The organism is Vibrio marinisediminis (genome assembly GCF_014050145.1).
GTDB lineage: Bacteria > Pseudomonadota > Gammaproteobacteria > Enterobacterales > Vibrionaceae > Vibrio > Vibrio marinisediminis.
Window position 1 is genome coordinate 26395 of the sequence record NZ_JACFYF010000013.1, and the last position, 18807, is coordinate 45201.

General features: G+C 44.0%; 14 protein-coding genes and 1 pseudogene. 3 read left to right on the forward strand and 12 right to left on the reverse strand.

Annotation, left to right across the window (positions count from 1 at the left end; translation table 11 throughout):
- Position 1: 1 nt before the first annotated feature.
- From H2O73_RS16505 to yccS, 4 genes are all read right to left on the reverse strand, one after another.
- Entirely contained in the window at positions 2-691 is a 690-nt protein-coding gene (locus H2O73_RS16505; protein ID WP_246335955.1) for a PilZ domain-containing protein, read from the reverse strand.
- A 69-nt stretch (positions 692-760) separates the two neighbouring features.
- The gene (gene glpD, locus H2O73_RS16510) at positions 761-2251 is read right to left on the reverse strand and encodes a glycerol-3-phosphate dehydrogenase (RefSeq protein ID WP_182110032.1); all 1491 of its coding nucleotides are present in this window, start codon (positions 2249-2251) and stop codon (positions 761-763) included.
- Positions 2252-2335: 84 nt separating this feature from the next.
- The gene (locus H2O73_RS16515) at positions 2336-2545 is read right to left on the reverse strand and encodes a hypothetical protein (protein ID WP_182110105.1); all 210 of its coding nucleotides are present in this window, start codon (positions 2543-2545) and stop codon (positions 2336-2338) included.
- Positions 2546-2656: 111 nt separating this feature from the next.
- The gene (yccS, locus tag H2O73_RS16520) at positions 2657-4831 is read right to left on the reverse strand and encodes a YccS family putative transporter (RefSeq protein WP_182110033.1); all 2175 of its coding nucleotides are present in this window, start codon (positions 4829-4831) and stop codon (positions 2657-2659) included.
- A gap of 264 nt (positions 4832-5095) precedes the next feature.
- Between yccS and helD the strand changes: the two genes are divergently transcribed.
- Positions 5096-7162, forward strand: coding sequence for a DNA helicase IV (gene helD / locus H2O73_RS16525; RefSeq protein WP_182110034.1), 2067 nt, complete (start codon positions 5096-5098; stop codon positions 7160-7162).
- 66 nt (positions 7163-7228) lie between these two features.
- Here the strand turns inward: helD and H2O73_RS16530 are convergent, their stop codons facing one another.
- Together H2O73_RS16530 and torT are read right to left on the reverse strand one after the other, a co-directional pair.
- The gene (locus H2O73_RS16530) at positions 7229-7684 is read right to left on the reverse strand and encodes a methylglyoxal synthase (protein WP_182110035.1); all 456 of its coding nucleotides are present in this window, start codon (positions 7682-7684) and stop codon (positions 7229-7231) included.
- 9 nt (positions 7685-7693) lie between these two features.
- Positions 7694-8698, reverse strand: coding sequence for a TMAO reductase system periplasmic protein TorT (torT, locus tag H2O73_RS16535; protein WP_182110036.1), 1005 nt, complete (start codon positions 8696-8698; stop codon positions 7694-7696).
- An 80-nt stretch (positions 8699-8778) separates the two neighbouring features.
- Between torT and torS the strand changes: the two genes are divergently transcribed.
- Entirely contained in the window at positions 8779-11664 is a 2886-nt protein-coding gene (torS, locus tag H2O73_RS16540; protein ID WP_182110037.1) for a TMAO reductase system sensor histidine kinase/response regulator TorS, read from the forward strand.
- Positions 11665-11668: 4 nt separating this feature from the next.
- Here the strand turns inward: torS and H2O73_RS16545 are convergent, their stop codons facing one another.
- Positions 11669-12298 (reverse strand): lysoplasmalogenase, encoded by a 630-nt coding sequence (locus tag H2O73_RS16545; RefSeq protein ID WP_182110038.1) that lies wholly within the window; start codon positions 12296-12298, stop codon positions 11669-11671.
- Positions 12299-12535: 237 nt separating this feature from the next.
- Between H2O73_RS16545 and H2O73_RS16550 the strand changes: the two genes are divergently transcribed.
- A complete protein-coding gene (locus H2O73_RS16550) occupies positions 12536-12913 on the forward strand; it encodes a VOC family protein (RefSeq protein WP_182110039.1) in 378 nt (125 codons plus the stop codon).
- A gap of 62 nt (positions 12914-12975) precedes the next feature.
- Here H2O73_RS16550 and H2O73_RS16555 read toward each other — a convergent pair whose 3' ends face one another.
- From H2O73_RS16555 to pfkB, 5 genes and pseudogenes are all read right to left on the reverse strand, one after another.
- Positions 12976-14124, reverse strand: a complete 1149-nt coding sequence (locus H2O73_RS16555) for an iron-containing alcohol dehydrogenase (protein WP_182110099.1) — start codon at positions 14122-14124, stop codon at positions 12976-12978.
- Between the two features lie 400 nt (positions 14125-14524).
- Positions 14525-15742, reverse strand: a complete 1218-nt coding sequence (gene glgC / locus H2O73_RS16560; protein WP_182110040.1) for a glucose-1-phosphate adenylyltransferase — start codon at positions 15740-15742, stop codon at positions 14525-14527.
- Positions 15743-16096: 354 nt separating this feature from the next.
- Positions 16097-17548 carry a PTS fructose transporter subunit IIBC gene (fruA, locus tag H2O73_RS16565; RefSeq protein WP_497997500.1) on the reverse strand — a complete coding sequence of 484 codons (1452 nt, stop codon included), beginning with the start codon at positions 17546-17548 and terminating at the stop codon, positions 16097-16099.
- Positions 17539-17821, reverse strand: a pseudogene (locus H2O73_RS23415) (PTS fructose transporter subunit IIB); the annotation flags it as partial. The gene fruA and the pseudogene H2O73_RS23415, both read right to left, overlap by 10 nt.
- A gap of 31 nt (positions 17822-17852) precedes the next feature.
- Positions 17853-18803: a 1-phosphofructokinase gene (gene pfkB / locus H2O73_RS16570; RefSeq protein ID WP_182110100.1), complete on the reverse strand. Its 951-nt coding sequence runs from the start codon at positions 18801-18803 to the stop codon at positions 17853-17855.
- Positions 18804-18807: the final 4 nt, after the last annotated feature.

Consider the following 18807-nt stretch of genomic DNA (forward strand, 5'->3'; position numbering starts at 1 on the left):
CCTAAATTGGGGTTGCGAGAAACGTTTTTTCTAGTAACGCTTGCTTCAGTTCTGAAGTCATCTCAATAGTTTGGTTAAACTTAATCCCAAAACGATGACCTTGCTTTTGTTTTTCAATGCCGACAATGGAATAAACCAATGTCTCGGGAAGAAGGGCTGAGAGTTCGCTCTCAACGGCAATCTCACTATTGCTATCGAGCGTGTTTTCACCCTTAATAAAAATAGCGCATCCGTTTACCGAAAAATCCAGCATGGTCGCCTCATAACTGACGGTGTTCGATTTTATACTGATTGGAAGATCGAGCGTGTAGCGTTCATGAGAGCGTATAGGCTTAGATGCAAAGTGTTTCGGCATGCGCAGAAATAACAAGCCTGTTGGGCTATTAATCGAGCCTAAAATTGAAGATTTAAAGGCGACAATATGACCTAATTTTGACTGTGTGATGCCTCTTACAACCACTTCTGCATTGTTGACTTGTCGCATAACCAAGGCTTCCTGAGCTTTTTTCGGAAACTCGGCGATCACGTACTGCCCAAGCTTACAACCGATATAATCTGCATTGAATGCGTATGTGTCGTGAGGTCCAAACTCCAATTTGATTGAGAACTTGAGACCGGGCGTTAAAAAAGGAATGAGCAATTCCACATTGTCATTAGGCATAGTCGTATAAAGATTATTAGATATAGCCATTACTATACTTTGAATTTCAGCAAGTTAAATTGTAAATTGCGCTAATAGATTAAAACTGAGATCACAGTCTTAACTTAACCAATGATAAATCGCTTGCTGATCTTGCTCGGTGAGTTGGTAACAAAGCTTCGTTCGGCGCTTCAAAATGTCATCGGCGGTCATCGCCCATTCACTATTTTTAAGGAAATCCAATTCACTCATGTACAATTCATCAACAAAAGGCTGATTGTGTTGAGACATGTTGCTGAGTATCTGCCAAATTTCAACACCATATAGATTGACCATTCGCCGAATAGCGTCCTTGGAAAGGTAGGGGTGTTGTCCATGTACCTGTTTTTCTAGAGTCGCGTGATGCAAACCACAGGCTTCACTAAAGACATGGTGCTCACTTTGGCTTGGCTGCAGGTGATCAAAGTATGGTTGTAGCTTATCAACGGTTTTTTCCGCCAGTTTTCGGTAGGTCGTGAGTTTGCCACCATAGAGGCTAACAATCGGCAGTTGCAAGTGATGTGCTTGTAACACCAGTTCATAGTCACGACTTTGCTGCTGGGCAGGAAGGTCTGGGGTGCCAAATAATGGACGGACGCCACTAAAGCTGTCAACCACGTCGTTGGGTGAGAGTTGCTGACAAAAGTGCTGATTACAAACCTCTAACAAATAGCTTATTTCTTCATTGGAAGCTTGTACTTGGTATGGGTCACCGACGAATGGGATATCGGTCGTACCAATCATCGAATACTGGTCTAAATATGGAATCACAAAGACCACTCGCTTGTCTGCATTTTGCAAAATATAGGCATCACGACCAGCGTATAGCTTATTAACAATCAGGTGTGAGCCTTTTACTAGCCTCATTGGGTATTGGCTGTGTTCATCGGTGCGCTGCTCAATAAAATCGGCAGCCCACGGCCCCGTTGCGTTTACTAAAGCGCGGCTATAGCGAATGACTTTTTGCTGCGTTCTCTGGTCAAACAGTTCGATTTGCCACAATGACTTGTCTCGTTTAACGTGCAGAACTTCGCAATAATTTCGTACTTCAGCTCCCATTTGATACGCATTCTTCACATTGGCAATCACCAAGCGAGCGTCATCGACCCAGCAATCAGAGTATTCGAAAGCGGCTGAGATGTGTGGTTTTAAACCATCTTTAGTCGATAAGGTGATTGACTGACTCGGGGGTAAAAGGCTACGACGGGAAAGGTGATCGTAAAGGAATAGTCCAGTGCGTATTAGCCATGCGGGGCGAAGTGCGGGTTGTTTCGGTAAACGAAAACGCATCGGTTTTACTATATGCGCAGCTTTGCGAAGTAAGATCTCGCGCTCGGCAAGGGCTTCTTTGACTAAGCGAAACTCAGCATGCTCTAAATAGCGTAGTCCACCATGGATTAACTTTGAACTGGCTGAAGAAGTTGCCATTGCGAAATCTTTGGCCTCATAAAGCCCGACGCTTAGTCCGCGATTGACGGCTTCACTTGCAATACCAGCGCCATTGATTCCACCACCAATAACAACGACGTCTAATGGTGCTGACTCAAGAGGAAATTCGAGAGTGTTTGACATGCCGCATCCCTGAACAAACTAATGTAATCAACAGTATAGTCAATCTCATAAGTAAGGAATGTGAACAATAGGCAAATTGGATAACTAAAATAGGCTACGGAGAAACGCGCTTTCTTCGTCGCTGATGATCGTCGTTGTTTTCGGTTCTAACTTGGCATCGATTGCCCCTCTCAGTTCGGAGAGTTGGTGTGGCGTCAGTTGATTAAGTTGTGACTTAATCAGATCAAGGTGAGTCACAAGCACTGAAGGATTTGTCTGCGGTTGTCGATGGTTGATAGCACTGTTGTAGTTCATTGGACCTCCCGTCATCAGAGTATTCAGAATAAGAAATTCTGAATAGAGAATGTCCGGAGTATGTCAGGGTAAAGCGAGAAGTCAGTGAAACTGACTTCTCGCTTTAGAAGACTAGCTTTCAGATTTTACTGTTGTCGGTGCGACACGAACCGCACACTTGCTCGCCAATGAATGCAGTTCGGGCAACATTCTATAGATGAGATACAACTGCTGTAGTACCAGTCGTGCTGAGGAATCGTCTTCGTCACGCCATTCAGCGAGACGAGCCTCTAGCGCAGGATCATCAATATCTGAAGTATCACAATCGATACAGCGATCATGAAGTTGGGTGTAAAGCACATCCAAATGGCGATGAATAACCCGGTGGGATTTCAGCACCAGTGCGTGGGTTGAATCATTATCGATACGTTGCCTGTGCGCGCCCATCGCAGAGATGTAACTGAGCAGGGCATGATTGAGTGTTAACAAACGAAAGCTCTCATCAACTGCTGAGTGGTACTTTCCGGGTTCAACTAACATCGCGCTAATTGCGGAAGACAAATTAGCATCTTGGTTGTGCGCACTTCTGCGGGCAATACGGTATGCCAAGCTATCATTTTTACCAATTCGATACTGCCCAATAATCTGTGCTAGGTAGTCTTTGTTGGCTTTTACAGCTTCAGCCATCACTTTGTGTAATCGTTTTGATTGCCAGTCAGGAAAGATAAACGTTACCGCGGCGACCGCCAAACCACAGCCGATTAATGTATCGATCAGCCGTGGTAAAACCACTTCGAAACCTTCACCTAACTGGTTGAAACAAAACAGCACCAGCAAGGTGATAAAACCAGTGGCGTAACCATAGTTCGCCAATCTAAAGGCGAAAAAAGCGACACCAGAGGTGACAATGAAAAATAACTGTCCCTCTTGGGAAGGGAACATGGCAAGTAGTGGTGCGCCAACTAAAAGACCCGCGAGTGTCCCTAAGACACGTGCAACAAGTTTTTGCTTAGTTGCACTGTAGTTCGGTTGGCAGACAAATAGCGTAGTCAACAAAATCCAATATCCGCGCTCAATGCCTAATAATTGAATGATGCCATAACCAACAGTCAGCGCGATGGACATGCGCACCGCATGACGAAATAGCATCGAATCACGATTAAGGTTCGCCTTAACACGCTGCCACATGACTTTTGGTGTGTGTGCATCAGTATCATCAAGTACGCCTTCTTCTAAGCGATTGACGTCTGGGTTATTGATGTTACTCAGTTGCTTATCGACCGTGGCTAAGTTATTGAATAGGTAGTTCAACTGCACCAATAGTAATCGCCATTCTGGGTTGTTTTGTTGCTGCAGGTAAGTAATTGCAGACTGCAGTTCATCCAACGCCATGATGGAATCGTCATATTGATATTCATTCCCTAAACGAATAGCGGTGGCAATCTCTCGGCAAGCTTTGCTTTGAATCTCTAATAAGTGTTTGAAGCGGAACAACACATCAGAGCGTCCAAAATTTGTAGCCAGCTCTTGGTAGCGGTAGTGGCTCGAGCTCACTCGCTCATGAATATCTTGAGCAAGAAAGTAGATATTTAAAAAGCGGTCACTGGCGCCATCAATATGCCCGCGTTTTGAACGGCTCAACAGGGTCGTTTTGCATTGATTCAGTGCCGATACTGTTGCCGCATTTAAGTTGGCTTCGCGTATCCGATAAGGCTGCGGGTTTAAGTCAGAGATAGGGTGGAACAATTCACTTTTCGCATCAAGGTAATTGCCCAGTGAGAGAAACACATTGGCTAGACTTTGTTGCACGGGTTGCATTGGCCAAAACATGTGCCAAATCATCGACATAAAGAAGTACCATACAGCACCAGTAAGCAGCATCAGGGGCTGGAACCATAGGTTGGTACTTTCATGAGCGCCTAACATGGTGTAAATGGCAATCAACAATGAGCCAAATGCTATGCTCGCGTAGCGAGGACCAATAGAGCCCAACATGATAAAGCCAAATGTCGAAAAGAATAACCCTAAGGCAAACAGTGGCGGTTGATTGAACAGTAATTCAATAGAAAATGAGGCGACGGTAAAACAGATCAACGTTAGCGTGACAGATTTAATTCTGCCGGTGAAGCTATCATCACTTTCAGCTAGCGCCGCGGCCATCACTCCTAAAGTTAACGGAATAATCAATGAGTTGAGTTGAAAATGCCAAGTTGGGATCACTACCCCTAATAACGTAGTAAGTATCAGCAGGCTGTAATTGAAGGTTTTGTTTGCCCAGTAGAGACGTAATTGACTTAAAAAATGCACAGATTACCCATCATCCATTTATCGGAAATTTAATACACAATTAACCTCAAGCCCCTAGATTTAGAGTGACGCCAAGATTGCGGGTGCTTAGGAGGTTTATAGTATCAAACATTTATTACTAAACATCTGATGTGGATAAATATATGTTGCCGACTGCTCGATTTTTATTCCATTGCATGATTAACAAGGAATTTTCAAAACATTTTTCAAATAAAAACCCTGATACGGTATGATGAGAGCAATGGAATCTATAGGCCGAAAAGAATGCAGCTAATAGCGAATAAGACTGCAAAGTTCTTTATTCAAAACGAATACCACAGCATCACTGTTGATAATGACTATCTTGTCCTTTGTTCAGATAGCCAAGAAGATAGAATTCCGTTCAATATTTGGAATGGACGCATCGAGTTTAAGCGAGGCGTATTTTGGGGTGGGCTACAGTTTTTTGCGCATCCGGAAGAAGGCAAGCAGCAATCTTGGTTAATTCAAGGATTGCCGTTGGATAAATGCCGTCAATTTGCGCGCTATACGATCAAACATTATCAGCATTGGCATCAACAGCAATGTGCCCAACTTATAGAGCGCCTACCTCGTTGGGAAGAGCGTATTGCGGCTTTTGAACGTGCCCAACATTTTGTACCTCATTCTGAACTTGATCATTGGCTTCAAAGTGCCGAACAAGATTTCACAGAGATGTCGATGACACTTGAAGAAGCCACGCAAAGGCTTCCCAAGCGTATGCAAAAAGTTCTACCTTGGATTGAGGGCGCACAAGCAACGTTACAACAACGCAATAACGATTGGATCATTAACGAGCTTGATAATTGGGAAGTGCTGTTTTCACAAATTGAGTCGTCACCGCTTAACTTAACGCAAAAACAAGCCGTGCTGCTTAATGATAACAATAATCTAGTGTTAGCCGGTGCGGGTTCAGGCAAAACCAGTGTGTTAACCGCACGAGTTGCATATTTAATGCAGAGCCATATGGCTCAAGCTGATCAAATACTTATGCTGGCGTTTGGTCGAGATGCAGCCAATGAAATGAAGCAACGATTACTTAATAAAGTTGGTCCTTCAACTGAACAAGTTCGAGTGAATACGTTCCATCAACTTGGTCTGTATATCTTGCGTCAAGTCGAAGGGCATGAGGTCAAACTGTCGCCAGTGGCGTTAGATGACAATTTACGTCAAGCGTGGTGTATGGATTGGTTGAAGCGCCACTGGATGACTCCGACAAGTTTCAAGCGTTGGCAAAAGCACTTAGCTAAGTGGCCGATTGCATACATTGCGGGTGATGACGAGCTTGGCAGCCATGTTGAAAACCCGAAGCTTATTGCTTGGTTGGAAACACAAGTCATGCAATTGGCTGCGATGGGTTGTACGAAAAAAGAGCTACAAGAGCAAATTGTTGAACACAATGATTATAGCCGATTGAATAGCGAATTATCGTTGGTATGGCCATGCTATCAGGCATGGCAAGAAATGCTTAAAGAGCAGGGCGAGATTGACTTTAACACCATGATAAGCCGTGCTCATCAATATGTTGTTAAAGGCAAATTTTCGGCGCCATGGAAATACATCATGATTGATGAATATCAGGATATTTCGCCGCAGAGATTGGCACTTGTTGAAGCCTTGTGTGCTCACAATCGTAACGAAGATTGTGTCTTGTTTGCTGTGGGGGATGACTGGCAATCAATCTACCAATTTGCCGGTTCGGATGTTGATCTAACTACTGGGTTCTCTCAGCGTTTTCCTAACTCGACTTTGCACTATCTTGATACCACTTATCGATTTAGCAATCAGCTAGGCTTGGTAGCAAACCAGTTTGTACAGCAAAACCCGAATCAATTGGAAAAAGAATTAAAAAGCCATAAAGAACACAAAGCGAAAGCCGTGGCTTTAATTCCTATGGGCAATGTGGAAAAAATACTCGACCAACTAGATCGTAAGAGTAAATCGAGTGCAAGTGTACTCTTGCTTGCTCGCAATCATTACCATAAGCCAGAGCTACTCGATGATTGGAAGAAACAGTTTAAACAACTCAATATCGAGTTTATGACCTGTCACGCAAGTAAAGGTCGTGAAGCGGATTATGTCATCGTACTCAATGTGGATGAAGGTCAGTTTCCAGCGCGAGTGAAAACCTTACATCTTGATGGTGTGTTGACTCGCTCTAATGATGATTATCCATTTGCAGAGGAGAGACGCCTGTTCTACGTGGCGTTGACCCGAGCGAAGAAAAAAGTCTGGGTGGCTTATAATGGGAGCGGTTCGATGTTCGTCAAAGAACTGATTAACGATGATTACCCTGTGCAACGCAGCGGGTAATAAAAAACCGAAGGGAAACCTTCGGTTTTTTTGTGTCTCACTTTTTCGATCTAGCGGGATTGACAGTTAAGTGCGCTCAGCTAAGTAAGCTTGATAATCGGGGATTTCAATATCAACTTCTGATTCAATGAGCTCGGAAGAAAAGAGGAATTTTGCGGTTGCACGATTGGTTGCGACTGGGATGTTCCAAACACTAGCAATACGCAGTAGCGCCTTTACGTCTGGGTCATGGGGTACGGCATTGAGTGGATCCCAAAAGAAAATCAGGACATCAATATTCCCTTCCGAAATGAGCGCGCCTAATTGCTGATCGCCACCCATAGGACCACTAATCAGAGATTTGATTGCCAGCCCGGTTTCTTTGCTCAGCATGTGCCCTGTGGTTCCCGTTGCGTAAAGAAAATGCTTTTGTAACTTCTCTTTGTTCTCTTTTACCCAACGCAGTAATTCTGGCTTACAGTTATCATGAGCAACGAGTGCAACGTGTTTGTGGGCAGGCATGGTGCGCGTTGTTTTTTGCATCTAATAATCCTAATTATGAACGTAAAACGTAGGGCGATACTCTGATGGAGACAGAGACTCGGCAACCACTTTAGGGTTGAGTTTGTTTGGTGTCAAAGCTTCAATGATTGGCGCTTCAATTTTTTCATAAGGTGTCCCATTCAGGTAATGGATAGCTTGCTGAACGGACAGTCGTCCTTGCAGTACCATCTTATCTGTAGGAGCAAATTCAACTCTATTTCTTAACAAACCACGGTAGACGCCATGACTAAGATAGGTCGATATTAAACCGATCTTCCCCGTTTTACCCGCATTACGAAGCTCACTAATCGCCGCTTCAATTGCCACAGCACTACCAACAATGTAGTCAATCTGGTGCGATTCTATCGATTTTTGCACCAAGTTGCGTTGCAACTCTTTATCGTTGTCTGCCCAATAGGTATCAACAATACGTATATCACTACCTTGTAAGGCAGAGAGCAGTCCTTGAATGACGGGCTTGGTGCCACCACTCGATTTAGGGCCTGGTAACAGAGCAATATTTGTTACCCCTGAACCTTTTGGGTGTTTACGTTTTAGATATTCGCCTGTGTAGTAACCCATCCAATACCAATCGACGCCAACTTCACCTTTTAATATGTTGGCATTAGCTTGATCGACATCGAGTTGATTGACAGTGGCAAAGACGGGGATCGACGTTGAAGCTTGCTCTAAGGTTGAGTAGAACATGTCTGGTGCAACAGTACCCAAGATGATCGCGTCAGCATTCCATTTGCTGCACAGCGCTAACTGTTCTTGTTGTTTATCTTTATTTGGGTAACCTCCCGCTTCCAAAACGCGGAGTTCGACACCTTGTTTTCGAGCTTCGTCAACCATACCGTAATTAACCGATAGCCAATAAGAATCTTTGAGGTGAGGGTAGAGTGCACAAATGCGCAATGGGTCGCTCGCAGCAACTGAATTCGCAAATAATGAGCAAAATATAAATGAAGCGATGAGTTTTATGCGGATATTCAACGTTTGAGAAAATGACATGACGCTTTTCGTTGGATTAAATAGTGTAAACACTGCAGAATATAGCGCATTCTGTAGGAGTTAAGAAGTGATCAATTTTCATGTTACTTGCTAAAGCCAGTATTGGGCGCAAGCTACTGTTTGCTTTTCTTGCGATGGCACTGCTGGTGCTAATATCTTCTCTTATCGGTGTGTTTGGGTTTTCATCGGTAGCGAAAACTGAACGCAACGTGGTTAACTCGGCAATTCCATCGATGATCGAAGCTCGTATGGTTGCAGAGTTGAGTTCTCGCATAATTTCGTCCGTCCAAACACTGACAAACTCGAAAACAGAGGAACAAAGAAAGCAATCTGGTAAAGAGTTATTTGATCAACTTAGTGCTTTGCTAACCCATATTAAACAATTAGGTTCCGACTCCTTCGATTCTCAACTACTCACCACGCTGGAATCTGATGTTCAAAAAATCATAGATACTTTAGGTAAGTTAGGCATTGGTGTTGAGAAAAAAATATTTTTAGAAAAGGATATCGCAGCTCGCACCGAAGAAATGCGCAGCCTCGCGCAGGAGCTTGAGCAACTTACCCGTACGCAGGTGTCCAATACCAGTACGATTGCAGTGGCAAACGTTACTCATATTTATGATCTTTTGGCGCGTGATAAAACCGAACAAGCCTATCAAGCACTCGATGCGTTGGTTGAGGTGGATTTAGACTTGTCTGAGCGTTTACATGAACTACACCTACTCGCGTTTCAACTTCTTAACCAAATAGAAGAAATCCGTACCATTAGTAGTTCAGTGCGGCTGAATGATATTCGCGAGCAGTTTAATCACAATCTCACCATTATGAAGCGTCGTGTACAAGCGGTGGAAGACCCAACACGTTCGGTGCAAATGTCTGACTTGATCACTAAGCTAGAAAAACGTGAAGTGATTTTTTCAGTCGTGCTGCAACGGCACATGAATGAGCGGCAATCACAAAAGCTAATGCAAGATACGCTCGACCAATTCAGCGCCTTAAATACGACAATTAATAAACTAGTGGATGACTCGAATCGCGCGACAACCAAAGCAGTTGATGAGTTAAAAACCACACTCAACTATGCGCAACTAACGCTGACTATTATCACCATTCTAGGCTTAGTGATCGTCGCACTTATTATTTGGAAAGTGGTGTACGTATCGGTACTGAAACGTTTGGCGGAATACTCTTCTGCATTACTTTCTATCGCCCAAGGGCAACTCAAGGTGGATCTGACCGTTAAAGGTAACGACGAACTTGCCCATATGGGGCAAGCGATCATCACCGCGAGAAATACCGCTCAAGCACTGAAAATCGTGGCGGAAAGTGAAAGAGAAGCAAAGCGTCAATTACAAGTACATAAAGAGAGCTTGGAAGAGCTTGTTACTGAACGCACCGTGCAGTTGCAAGATACCAATAAGCGTTTGAATGACGAAGTGCTCAATCACGCACAAGCCCGTCATGAAGCAGAGCAGGCGAGTCGAGCTAAGTCAGCATTCTTAGCAACGATGAGCCATGAAATCCGCACACCAATGAATGGTGTATTGGGTACGGCACAATTGCTTAGAGATGCAGGCTTAAACTCACAGCAGTCTTACTACGTCGATATAATTAATCGCAGTGGTAAAACCTTACTCGCGATTCTAAATGACGTCTTAGACTACTCAAAAATTGAAGCCGGTCATCTAGAAATACGTCCGATAGATTTCAATTTGCATTACATGGTTGATGATGTAAACCAACTTATGCAAGGGCGAGCACAAGAGAAGCAACTTGAGCTAAGCTGCTTGATTGAAAGTGACATCAAGCCATTCTGGCTAGGTGATGTGACGCGTATTAGCCAAGTGCTGACCAATTTAGTGGGCAATGCCATTAAGTTTACCGAAACGGGTTATGTTGATATTTACGTTTCTTTAGAAGACGACCGCTATGTGACTTTCGAAGTGTCTGATTCTGGTATCGGCATTTCGGATAAAGAGATGGAAAATCTATTTGATGCATTCACTCAAGCTGAAGGTGGTCTAAGTAGCAAAGGCGGCACTGGGCTAGGTTTAGCGATCAGCAAGCGAATTGTTGAAGCGATGGGCGGTGCTTTAGGCGTTGAATCGGAAGTTGGGCGCGGCAGTCGATTTTGGTTTACCTTACCTCTGCAAGAAGGCAAAGAAGTCATCAAGAAAGAACAAGTGGTTAATAATTCACTGCAGGCTAAAGTATTACTTGTAGAAGACAACCCAGTAAACTGTATTGTCGCCGAAGGTTTCCTAACCAGTTTGGGGCATGAAGTGACCATTGCTGAAGATGGCGCAACAGCAAAGCAGCTATTTAATCAACAGCGTTTTGATATCGCATTGCTTGATATTAATCTGCCTGATTGTGATGGGAGAGAGTTGCTTGAGGAGCTAAGAACGATCCAAGACAAAATGGACCTTTTGGAACGTGATAAAACGCCATTCATCGCCGTATCGGCTCATGTATTTAGTGAAGAAGTTGAGAGTTACCTCAGTGCAGGTTTTGATGGTTACTTAGCAAAGCCACTTGATAAAGACGCATTGTGTGAACTGATTCAAAATCGATTAGAAGGGAAAACGCTCTTGCTTGATCAACAAAAAAACGCCGTGGCAACGTTAAACGCCAACCTTCTGATTAACAAAAAAGTGATGGAAGATGATTTACAAATCCTTGGCAAAGAGAAGATGCGCCAAATTGTCGATTTGTTTATACAAGGCAGTAATGAAATGGTTCAGAAACTCCAACTAGCCAGCAGTGAAGGGGATTCTCAAGAGGTGAAGCAATTGGTCCATAAGCTTAAAGGGTCGGCGGGAAGCCTCGGGCTGATAGCTTTACATGATTTGTGCCATACCATTGAGGCGTCAAACAACCCTAATGAGGTCTATATAACCACAAAACTTGAATTGGAAAACACCGTTGAGCAATCTATAGCGGGATTAGTTGCACTGTTGGCGTAATCAGTTAACTCGCCCACAAAACAGAAAGAGCAAATAAAGCTTGCGCTGTGTAGTAGGTAAACATGACAACATGGCGCGAGAATGCTGAACTGGCACGAAAACGGTCAATTGCCAGTACAAGGTCAGACATAATAAAGATGTAAGCACCAATCATGGCCATCCCAGCGATTGGACCTCCGGAACTAATCCAAGCAACCGTTGCGTTACTTGCCATGAATAAAATACTGACAAAATATAATCCTACATACCATTTGTCTTTGCCGATGCTTGGCAGTAATAGCAGGTACACAATCAAACCAACGCAAGCAAACAGAATAGGCAGCCAAGTCGGCTGATAACTTTCTATTTTCTGTAAAAATGCATAGCCAAATGTGAATTGTGCGACAAGAAAACTGAATAATCCTGCACGAAAGCAGTCTTTTGGAAGCATTAAGAAAATGTCGCCAATCACGGAGATTGCCAAGCCTAAACCAATATATAACCCGTAATCCGAAGGTTGTGTTGGTGGGGTAAGAAAAACCATCACTGCAAGTAATGCAGCTGGTAAAGGTTTGGTTAAATAGAATAGCCATCGAGGTCCATGGCTAATCGAATAGATGTGAACCAAACACAAGGCAGCAATCACTAGCCACATAAATTTCTCGTTCCCTCTTACTGGTATAGTTAAGTTTATCGGGGGGTTACTAAACTTTTAGATCTTATCTGATTTTGTTAATAAGTGCTGATTTTTTTTAAACAAAGCGTTCAAATGACAAATCCAGATAATCAAACGTGGATACGCTTATGTTACAAGGTAACGCATTGAGCGCCAGCACTCTTTGATTATTGCCACTATGTTTAAAAGACCAACTATTTTGTAAGGAGTTTGACGATGCACAATCCGATTGGTTGGTTTGAAATTTATGTCAGTGATATTGAGCGTGCGATTGCATTCTATCAAAACGTTTTTAAAGTAACACTTGAGCCAGTAAATGACCCGAATGGGTCTGATATTGTTATGTGGTCCTTTGGATCTGCAATGCAGAGCTATGGCGCAACAGGGGCGTTGGTTAAAATGGATGGGATCAAAGTTGGCGGTAATAGCACCTTAGTCTATTTTTCATGCCAAGACTGTAGTGTTGAAGCGAAACGCGCGGAAATGGCGGGAGGTCAGCTTAAGCAAGCCAAAATGGCGATTGGCGAATATGGTTTTATCTCGTTGGTTGCCGACACGGAAGGTAATATCATTGGCTTGCATTCATCGCAATAAAAAAGAGCCGGCTTAGCGCAGTCACTAAGCCGGGGGAATAGTAAATCAATGTGCGTTATGCATTATGCAATAGCGTCTTGTAATATCGCCTTGCTTTGTTCAATCGTGATTGCTTGGGTTTCACCCAATGCAACCATGCCATGCTTTTGCAATTGTTCGATCACTTTATCAACGGCAGCTGTTTTTTCACCCTGGTATTCAGTGAGCTTAGTGCTGACACCTAGGTTGTTATACAAAGCTTCCATCGCATCGATAGTGCGCTCAGCAAGATCGCCAGTTTGTGGTAAGCGGAAAACTTCAGTACCCAGCTTTTCAAGTTTGGCGCGTTTATTGTCTAGCTGGTTGCGCAAAAGCGAAGGTTGAATAATCGCGAGCGAACGAGCGTGGTCTACATGCCATAATGCTGTCAATTCATGTCCAATCATATGTGTAGCCCAATCGTGAGGCACACCCGAGCCGATAAGCCCGTTAAGCGCTTGGTTGGCTGTCCACATTAAGTTTGCACGCCACTCATCGCTATCACGTTGAGGGTATTGATCAGCAAGTTGCTTTAAGTTGCGTAGCAGTACTTCGGCATAACCATCTTGAACCATATGACCATGATTAAACGTTAAGTATTGTTCACACACGTGCACCCAAGCATCAACAAGACCGTTAACGAGCTGACGTTCTGGTAGTGACTTCATTACATCTGGGTCCATCACTGCAAACATAGGCTGAACAAACGGAGATAAGAACGGCAGTTTATCTTGGGTCTCTGCCTTAGTGATCACCGCACCAGAGTTTGATTCAGAGCCAGTCGCGGGTAGGGTAAGAATAGCGCCGAGTGGTGTGGCAGAGGTAACGGTATGTTTGCCAACCAAAATATCCCAGCCATCTCCGGCGTAGTGTGATGCTGCCGCAATGTACTTACATCCATCGATAACTGAGCCGCCGCCGACAGCGAGAATAAAATCAATTCGATCGGATTTAACGATTTCTACCGCCTTATCAAGCGTCTCTTTGGTTGGGTTCGGTTCAACACCTGAAAATTCTTGCCATTGGTGCTGTGCAAGGCTTGTGACCACTTGGTCATAAACACCGTTCTTTTTGATTGAACCGCCACCGTATACCACTAAAACGCGGCTATCTGCAGGGATTGCAGTGGCGATGGCTTCGATTTGACCTTGACCAAAAAAGATTTTTGTAGAGTTTTGATAAGCAAATTTCATCGACATTCTTGTTTTCCTCTTCGTGTGAGAGCTCAATTTTTTATTGTAATGCTAGTGTTGTGACAGCAAGTATAATCACATATATAAAGATGGGGATTCGGTAAATGTAATACAAGCGTTTGAGTGTGAATATAATGACAATATTCCGTAAAGATAATTTAACTTATAAATAAAGAATTGCGCGTGAAATACCCGAAAAATGGGAAAAGATAGTTTACAAATTTACCGTTTTTAATTTTTTATTTTTGAGTAATACTAAAGATCCCCTATAGGAGATCTAGTCAATCTCTTAAAAACACCCTCTCGAATGAGGGTGTTTTGCTATTTGCGATATAGAAATATGCTCATTTCCCGATATTGATTAGGTGTGAGATAACTAACCGCGCCATCCCTTGTATCATCATTCAAATTGATAGCTTTCTGGAATAACCACAACGCCATTTTTGGAAATATGGAATCGTTTTGCATCTTCTACGGAGTTGTAACCGATTTTGCTATGAGCTGGAATCGTTACATGTTTATCGATGATGCAGTTCTTAATTTGGCACCCTTCACCAATGATGACGTGGTTAAACAAGATGCTATCCATGACGGTTGCTCCATCTTCAATTTGCACTGCTGGGGAGATGATGGAGTGCTGTACTGAGCCGCCGATATTAACCACGCCATCCGCGATGATTGAATTGATGAATATTCCCTCGTTTCCTGTTGCCGACGAGACAGTGCGTGCTGGAGGGTATTGTGGTTCATAGGTTCTAATTGCCCAATCTCGTTGATAGATGTTCATGGGCGGGACTGGTTCTAGTAAGTCCATATTTGCTTGATAGAATGAATCAATGGTACCGACATCCCGCCAGTAACAGTCTTTTGCCACGCGCCCCTGCTCTGTACAGAACTTGTAGGCGAATACATCTCCAGTCTCTATAAGCTTTGGAATAATATCTTTACCAAAATCGTGGCTAGAATACTCATGCATAGCGTCATTTTGTAAGCACTCTTTAAGCGTGTCGGCATCAAAAACGTAAATCCCCATTGATGCGAAGCTGCGCCCGGGTTTGCCGGGAATCGATGGCGGGTCGGTAGGTTTTTCAATGAAGTGGGTGATTTCACCTTGTTCATTGCTATCAACAACACCAAACTCAGACGCTTCATGTTGTGCCACTTCCATACAAGCTATGGTTAGCTTTGCTCCTGTTCTTTTGTGTTGCTTTATCATTGCCGCATAATCCATGCGATAGATATGGTCACCAGACAAAACAACAACATATTTAGCGGAGCTACGATCGACTAACCATAGGTTGTGATAGATGGCGTCGGCGGTTCCCTCATACCATTTTCCTCCACCGCGCATCTGTGGAGGAACAACGGAAATAAACTCACCGAGTTCAGGGTTAAACAGTGACCAACCGTCTCTTAAATGCTTTTGCAGTGAGTGGGATTTATACTGTGTGAGTACCAAAATTTGCCTGAGACCTGAGTGAAGACAGTTCGTTAAGGTGAAATCAATGATGCGATATTTTCCCCCAAACGGAACGGCGGGTTTTGCTCTGTCATCAGTTAACGGACTGAGCCGAGAACCTACGCCCCCTGCGAGGATCACGGTGAGAGTATCTTGCATAGTCATTCCTTAATGCGTCAGCATATCTAGACCTTGTGTCTAGGAAAGGTAATTACAAGAAGCGCGCCAACTAGGAATCTACCATCTATCAATGTGTTACTAGGCTTGATGAAATGTGTTGACTCGCAATGGTGCAAACATGTCTATATATGCACCTTATTTGTGATTATTTTCATATCATATTTACGGGTATTTGTTTCGTAAAATAATCGTTTGGTATATAGCGTAGTCATTTCAGGAGGAGATATTTATAAGCAACACGGCGCTTAATTGCGGGAGCTTGTGGGGTGAGGGAGTATGAGATAAAAAAAGCGCCTCATGTGAGACGCTTGAATGCGAGAATTTTAGGCAAGATCACACAGTGGCTTCGACTTTCTTTTCTCTACCTTTTAGGAATGCATAGCTGAAGCCTGTCAAAGCGGTACCCGCTGCAATGGCCACTAAGTACATCAGTACAGGTGAAATAGCATTAGGAATTAGTAGTACGAACAGTCCGCCGTGAGGGGCCATTAGCTTTGCACCAAATAGCATCGAAAGTGCACCCGTTAGAGCGCCACCCGCCATACAAGCTGGGATAACGCGCATTGGATCTTTTGCTGCAAATGGGATCGCACCTTCAGAGATAAAGCATAAACCGAGTACAAAAGAGGCTTTACCAGCTTCGCGTTCACCGCTTTCAAATTTCTCTTTCGCTAGGAAAGTGGCTAGACCCATACCAAGTGCAGGCACCATGCCTGCCGCCATGATTGCAGCCATTGGTGCGTAAGTTTGAGAAGCGAGCAGCCCAACCCCAAATGTGTAAGCGGCTTTGTTTACCGGACCACCTAAGTCAAAACACATCATTGCGCCAAGGATCACGCCAAGAAGAACCGCGTTGGCTGAACCCATGTTGTTTAGAAACTCAGTCATCGCCGCCATGATGCTAGAAACGGGTCCACCAACTACGTAAATCATCACCAAGCCTGTAAATAAGCTTGCAACAAATGGAATGATTAAAATCGGTTTCAATGCTTCCATTGACTGAGGAAGTTGCACTCTATCGGCAATGAATTTTGCGGCGTAACCAGCGATGAAACCAGCGGCTATACCACCGAGGAAGCCAGCGCCTGTCGAACTTGCTAGCATACCACCAATTAAACCAGGAGCCAGACCCGGACGGTCAGCAATAGAGAATGCGATAAATCCTGCGAGAACGGGGATCATTAGCGCAAATGCTGAACCTCCACCAATGGTCATCAGCGCAGCGGCAAGCGTTCCTTCTTCTTTGAAAGCTTCAATGCCAAACACAAAAGAGAGTGCAATAATCAAACCGCCCGCAACAACGACAGGCAGCATGTGCGATACGCCCGTCATTAAGTGTTTATAGACGCCTTTTTTCTCTTCTGACGCGGCAGCAGACACATTAGAACCTGTAGATTGGTATGGCGCTGCTTGGCTAAAGGCATTAGTGATTTCTTGCTCTGTTTTTTTCAGCGCAAGACCAGTGCTGGTTTTGTACAATGGTTTGCCATTAAACCGTTCAAGCGGAACTTCAATGTCAGCGGCAATAATAACCAGATCAGCGTCAGCGATATCTTGATCCGTCAGTTGATTTTTTGCACCGACAGAACCACGAGTCTCCACTTTTATTTGGTGACCCATTTTCTTTGCATGTTCTTCAAGCGCTTCAGCAGCCATAAATGTATGCGCGACGCCAGTAGGACATGCGGTGATGGCAACAATGTTCTTAGTGGCTAAGGTATCGTTTGATGGCAGCATGACACTAGTGCTGAGAACGTCTGCGGTTTCAGAGCTCGTGACTAGCACTTGTTTAGCGTCTTGAATGACTTGATCAATAGTCACTCGTGCGACCTTGTGACCAACGAAACGTGAATCATCGACCTCGGTGTTTGCAGCAATAAGCACAAAGTCACTTTGTTTAATTTGCTCTTCAGATACGAGATCTGATTTGACTATGTTTGATTGGCATTCAATATGGGCTGTCCAGCCGAGAGTCTGCGAAGCTTTCTCTAAAAGTCCAGCTGCGATGATGCTGTTAGCAACACCACTAGGACAAGCAGTAATAATAGTTACGTTCATAACATCGACCTTTTGTTATTCGTGTATTTTGCTATTCGTTCAATGACGAAATTGGATTGATCTCAATTTGTTCTTGTAAGGTGTGTAGCAGTGAAAAATCGTTTACCCCAACACCGACTTGGCTAACGGCCAACGCGGATAAGCTGGTGGCGAAACGAAGTAATTCGTTTTTGTTCATGTTTTGCATATGTCCCCAACACATGCCCGCAACAAGGGTGTCTCCAGCGCCCACTGTGCTTACGACTTCCATTTTGGGTGGTTTAGAGCGCAACCATTGGTTTTGGTTTAACCACATCACACCTTCCGCTCCCATAGAAACAACGATATTTTCGATACCAGTTTGGCTAAGTTGTTTGGTGATGCTTGTTACATCATGTGCTGTTTGGATTTTGCTACCAATAAGCTCTGATAATTCCTCATCATTGGGTTTTATTAGCCAAGGGGCTGCTCCAATACCCGCTTTGAGTGCTGCGCGGCTTGAGTCGAAAATGACTTTTTTTCCGCGTTGCTGTAGTTGCGATACCCATTTGGCACACAACTCAGCTGTCACCCCTTGTGGTAGGCTACCCGCGAGAACGAAGTACTCATGGTCTTGGCACAATTCGTCTAATGTTGTTTCGAACAATTCAATGGCATGGTCATCAACACACACTCCGGGAAAGTTGATGTCACTCACCGTGCCACTTTGTTCAACAAGTTTTACGTTGATTCGTGTGGAGCCTTTGACTCGGACAAAGCGGTCGGTTGCGTTAATGTCATTAAATAGCTGGCAAAATAGCGCTTGATTGTCTTCGCCTAAAAACCCCGTCACAGTTACATTCGCACCAAGATCAGACAGTACTTTGGCGACATTAACGCCTTTACCAGCAGCATGAAAATTACTGCTGTTCACTAAGCTGACACTGCCTTTATTTAGCGTGTCGAGTGAGCCAGTCAGATCCAGAGCTGGATTTAAGGTAATGGTGACGACTTTGTTCAATATCTTC

Excerpts from the sequence above, each read along its gene's own strand:
- H2O73_RS16515 (WP_182110105.1), bottom strand. The coding sequence starts at position 2,545 with ATGAACTACAACAGTGCTATCAACCATCGACAACCGCAGACAAATCCT.
- helD (WP_182110034.1), top strand. The coding sequence starts at position 5,096 with ATGCAGCTAATAGCGAATAAGACTGCAAAGTTCTTTATTCAAAACGAA.
- glpD (WP_182110032.1), bottom strand. The coding sequence starts at position 2,251 with ATGTCAAACACTCTCGAATTTCCTCTTGAGTCAGCACCATTAGACGTC.
- torT (WP_182110036.1), bottom strand. The coding sequence starts at position 8,698 with ATGTCATTTTCTCAAACGTTGAATATCCGCATAAAACTCATCGCTTCA.
- torS (WP_182110037.1), top strand. The coding sequence starts at position 8,779 with ATGTTACTTGCTAAAGCCAGTATTGGGCGCAAGCTACTGTTTGCTTTT.
- H2O73_RS16555 (WP_182110099.1), bottom strand. The coding sequence starts at position 14,124 with ATGAAATTTGCTTATCAAAACTCTACAAAAATCTTTTTTGGTCAAGGT.
- H2O73_RS16550 (WP_182110039.1), top strand. The coding sequence starts at position 12,536 with ATGCACAATCCGATTGGTTGGTTTGAAATTTATGTCAGTGATATTGAG.
- H2O73_RS16505 (WP_246335955.1), bottom strand. The coding sequence starts at position 691 with ATGGCTATATCTAATAATCTTTATACGACTATGCCTAATGACAATGTG.
- H2O73_RS16545 (WP_182110038.1), bottom strand. The coding sequence starts at position 12,298 with ATGTGGCTAGTGATTGCTGCCTTGTGTTTGGTTCACATCTATTCGATT.
- glgC (WP_182110040.1), bottom strand. The coding sequence starts at position 15,742 with ATGCAAGATACTCTCACCGTGATCCTCGCAGGGGGCGTAGGTTCTCGG.
- H2O73_RS16530 (WP_182110035.1), bottom strand. The coding sequence starts at position 7,684 with ATGCAAAAAACAACGCGCACCATGCCTGCCCACAAACACGTTGCACTC.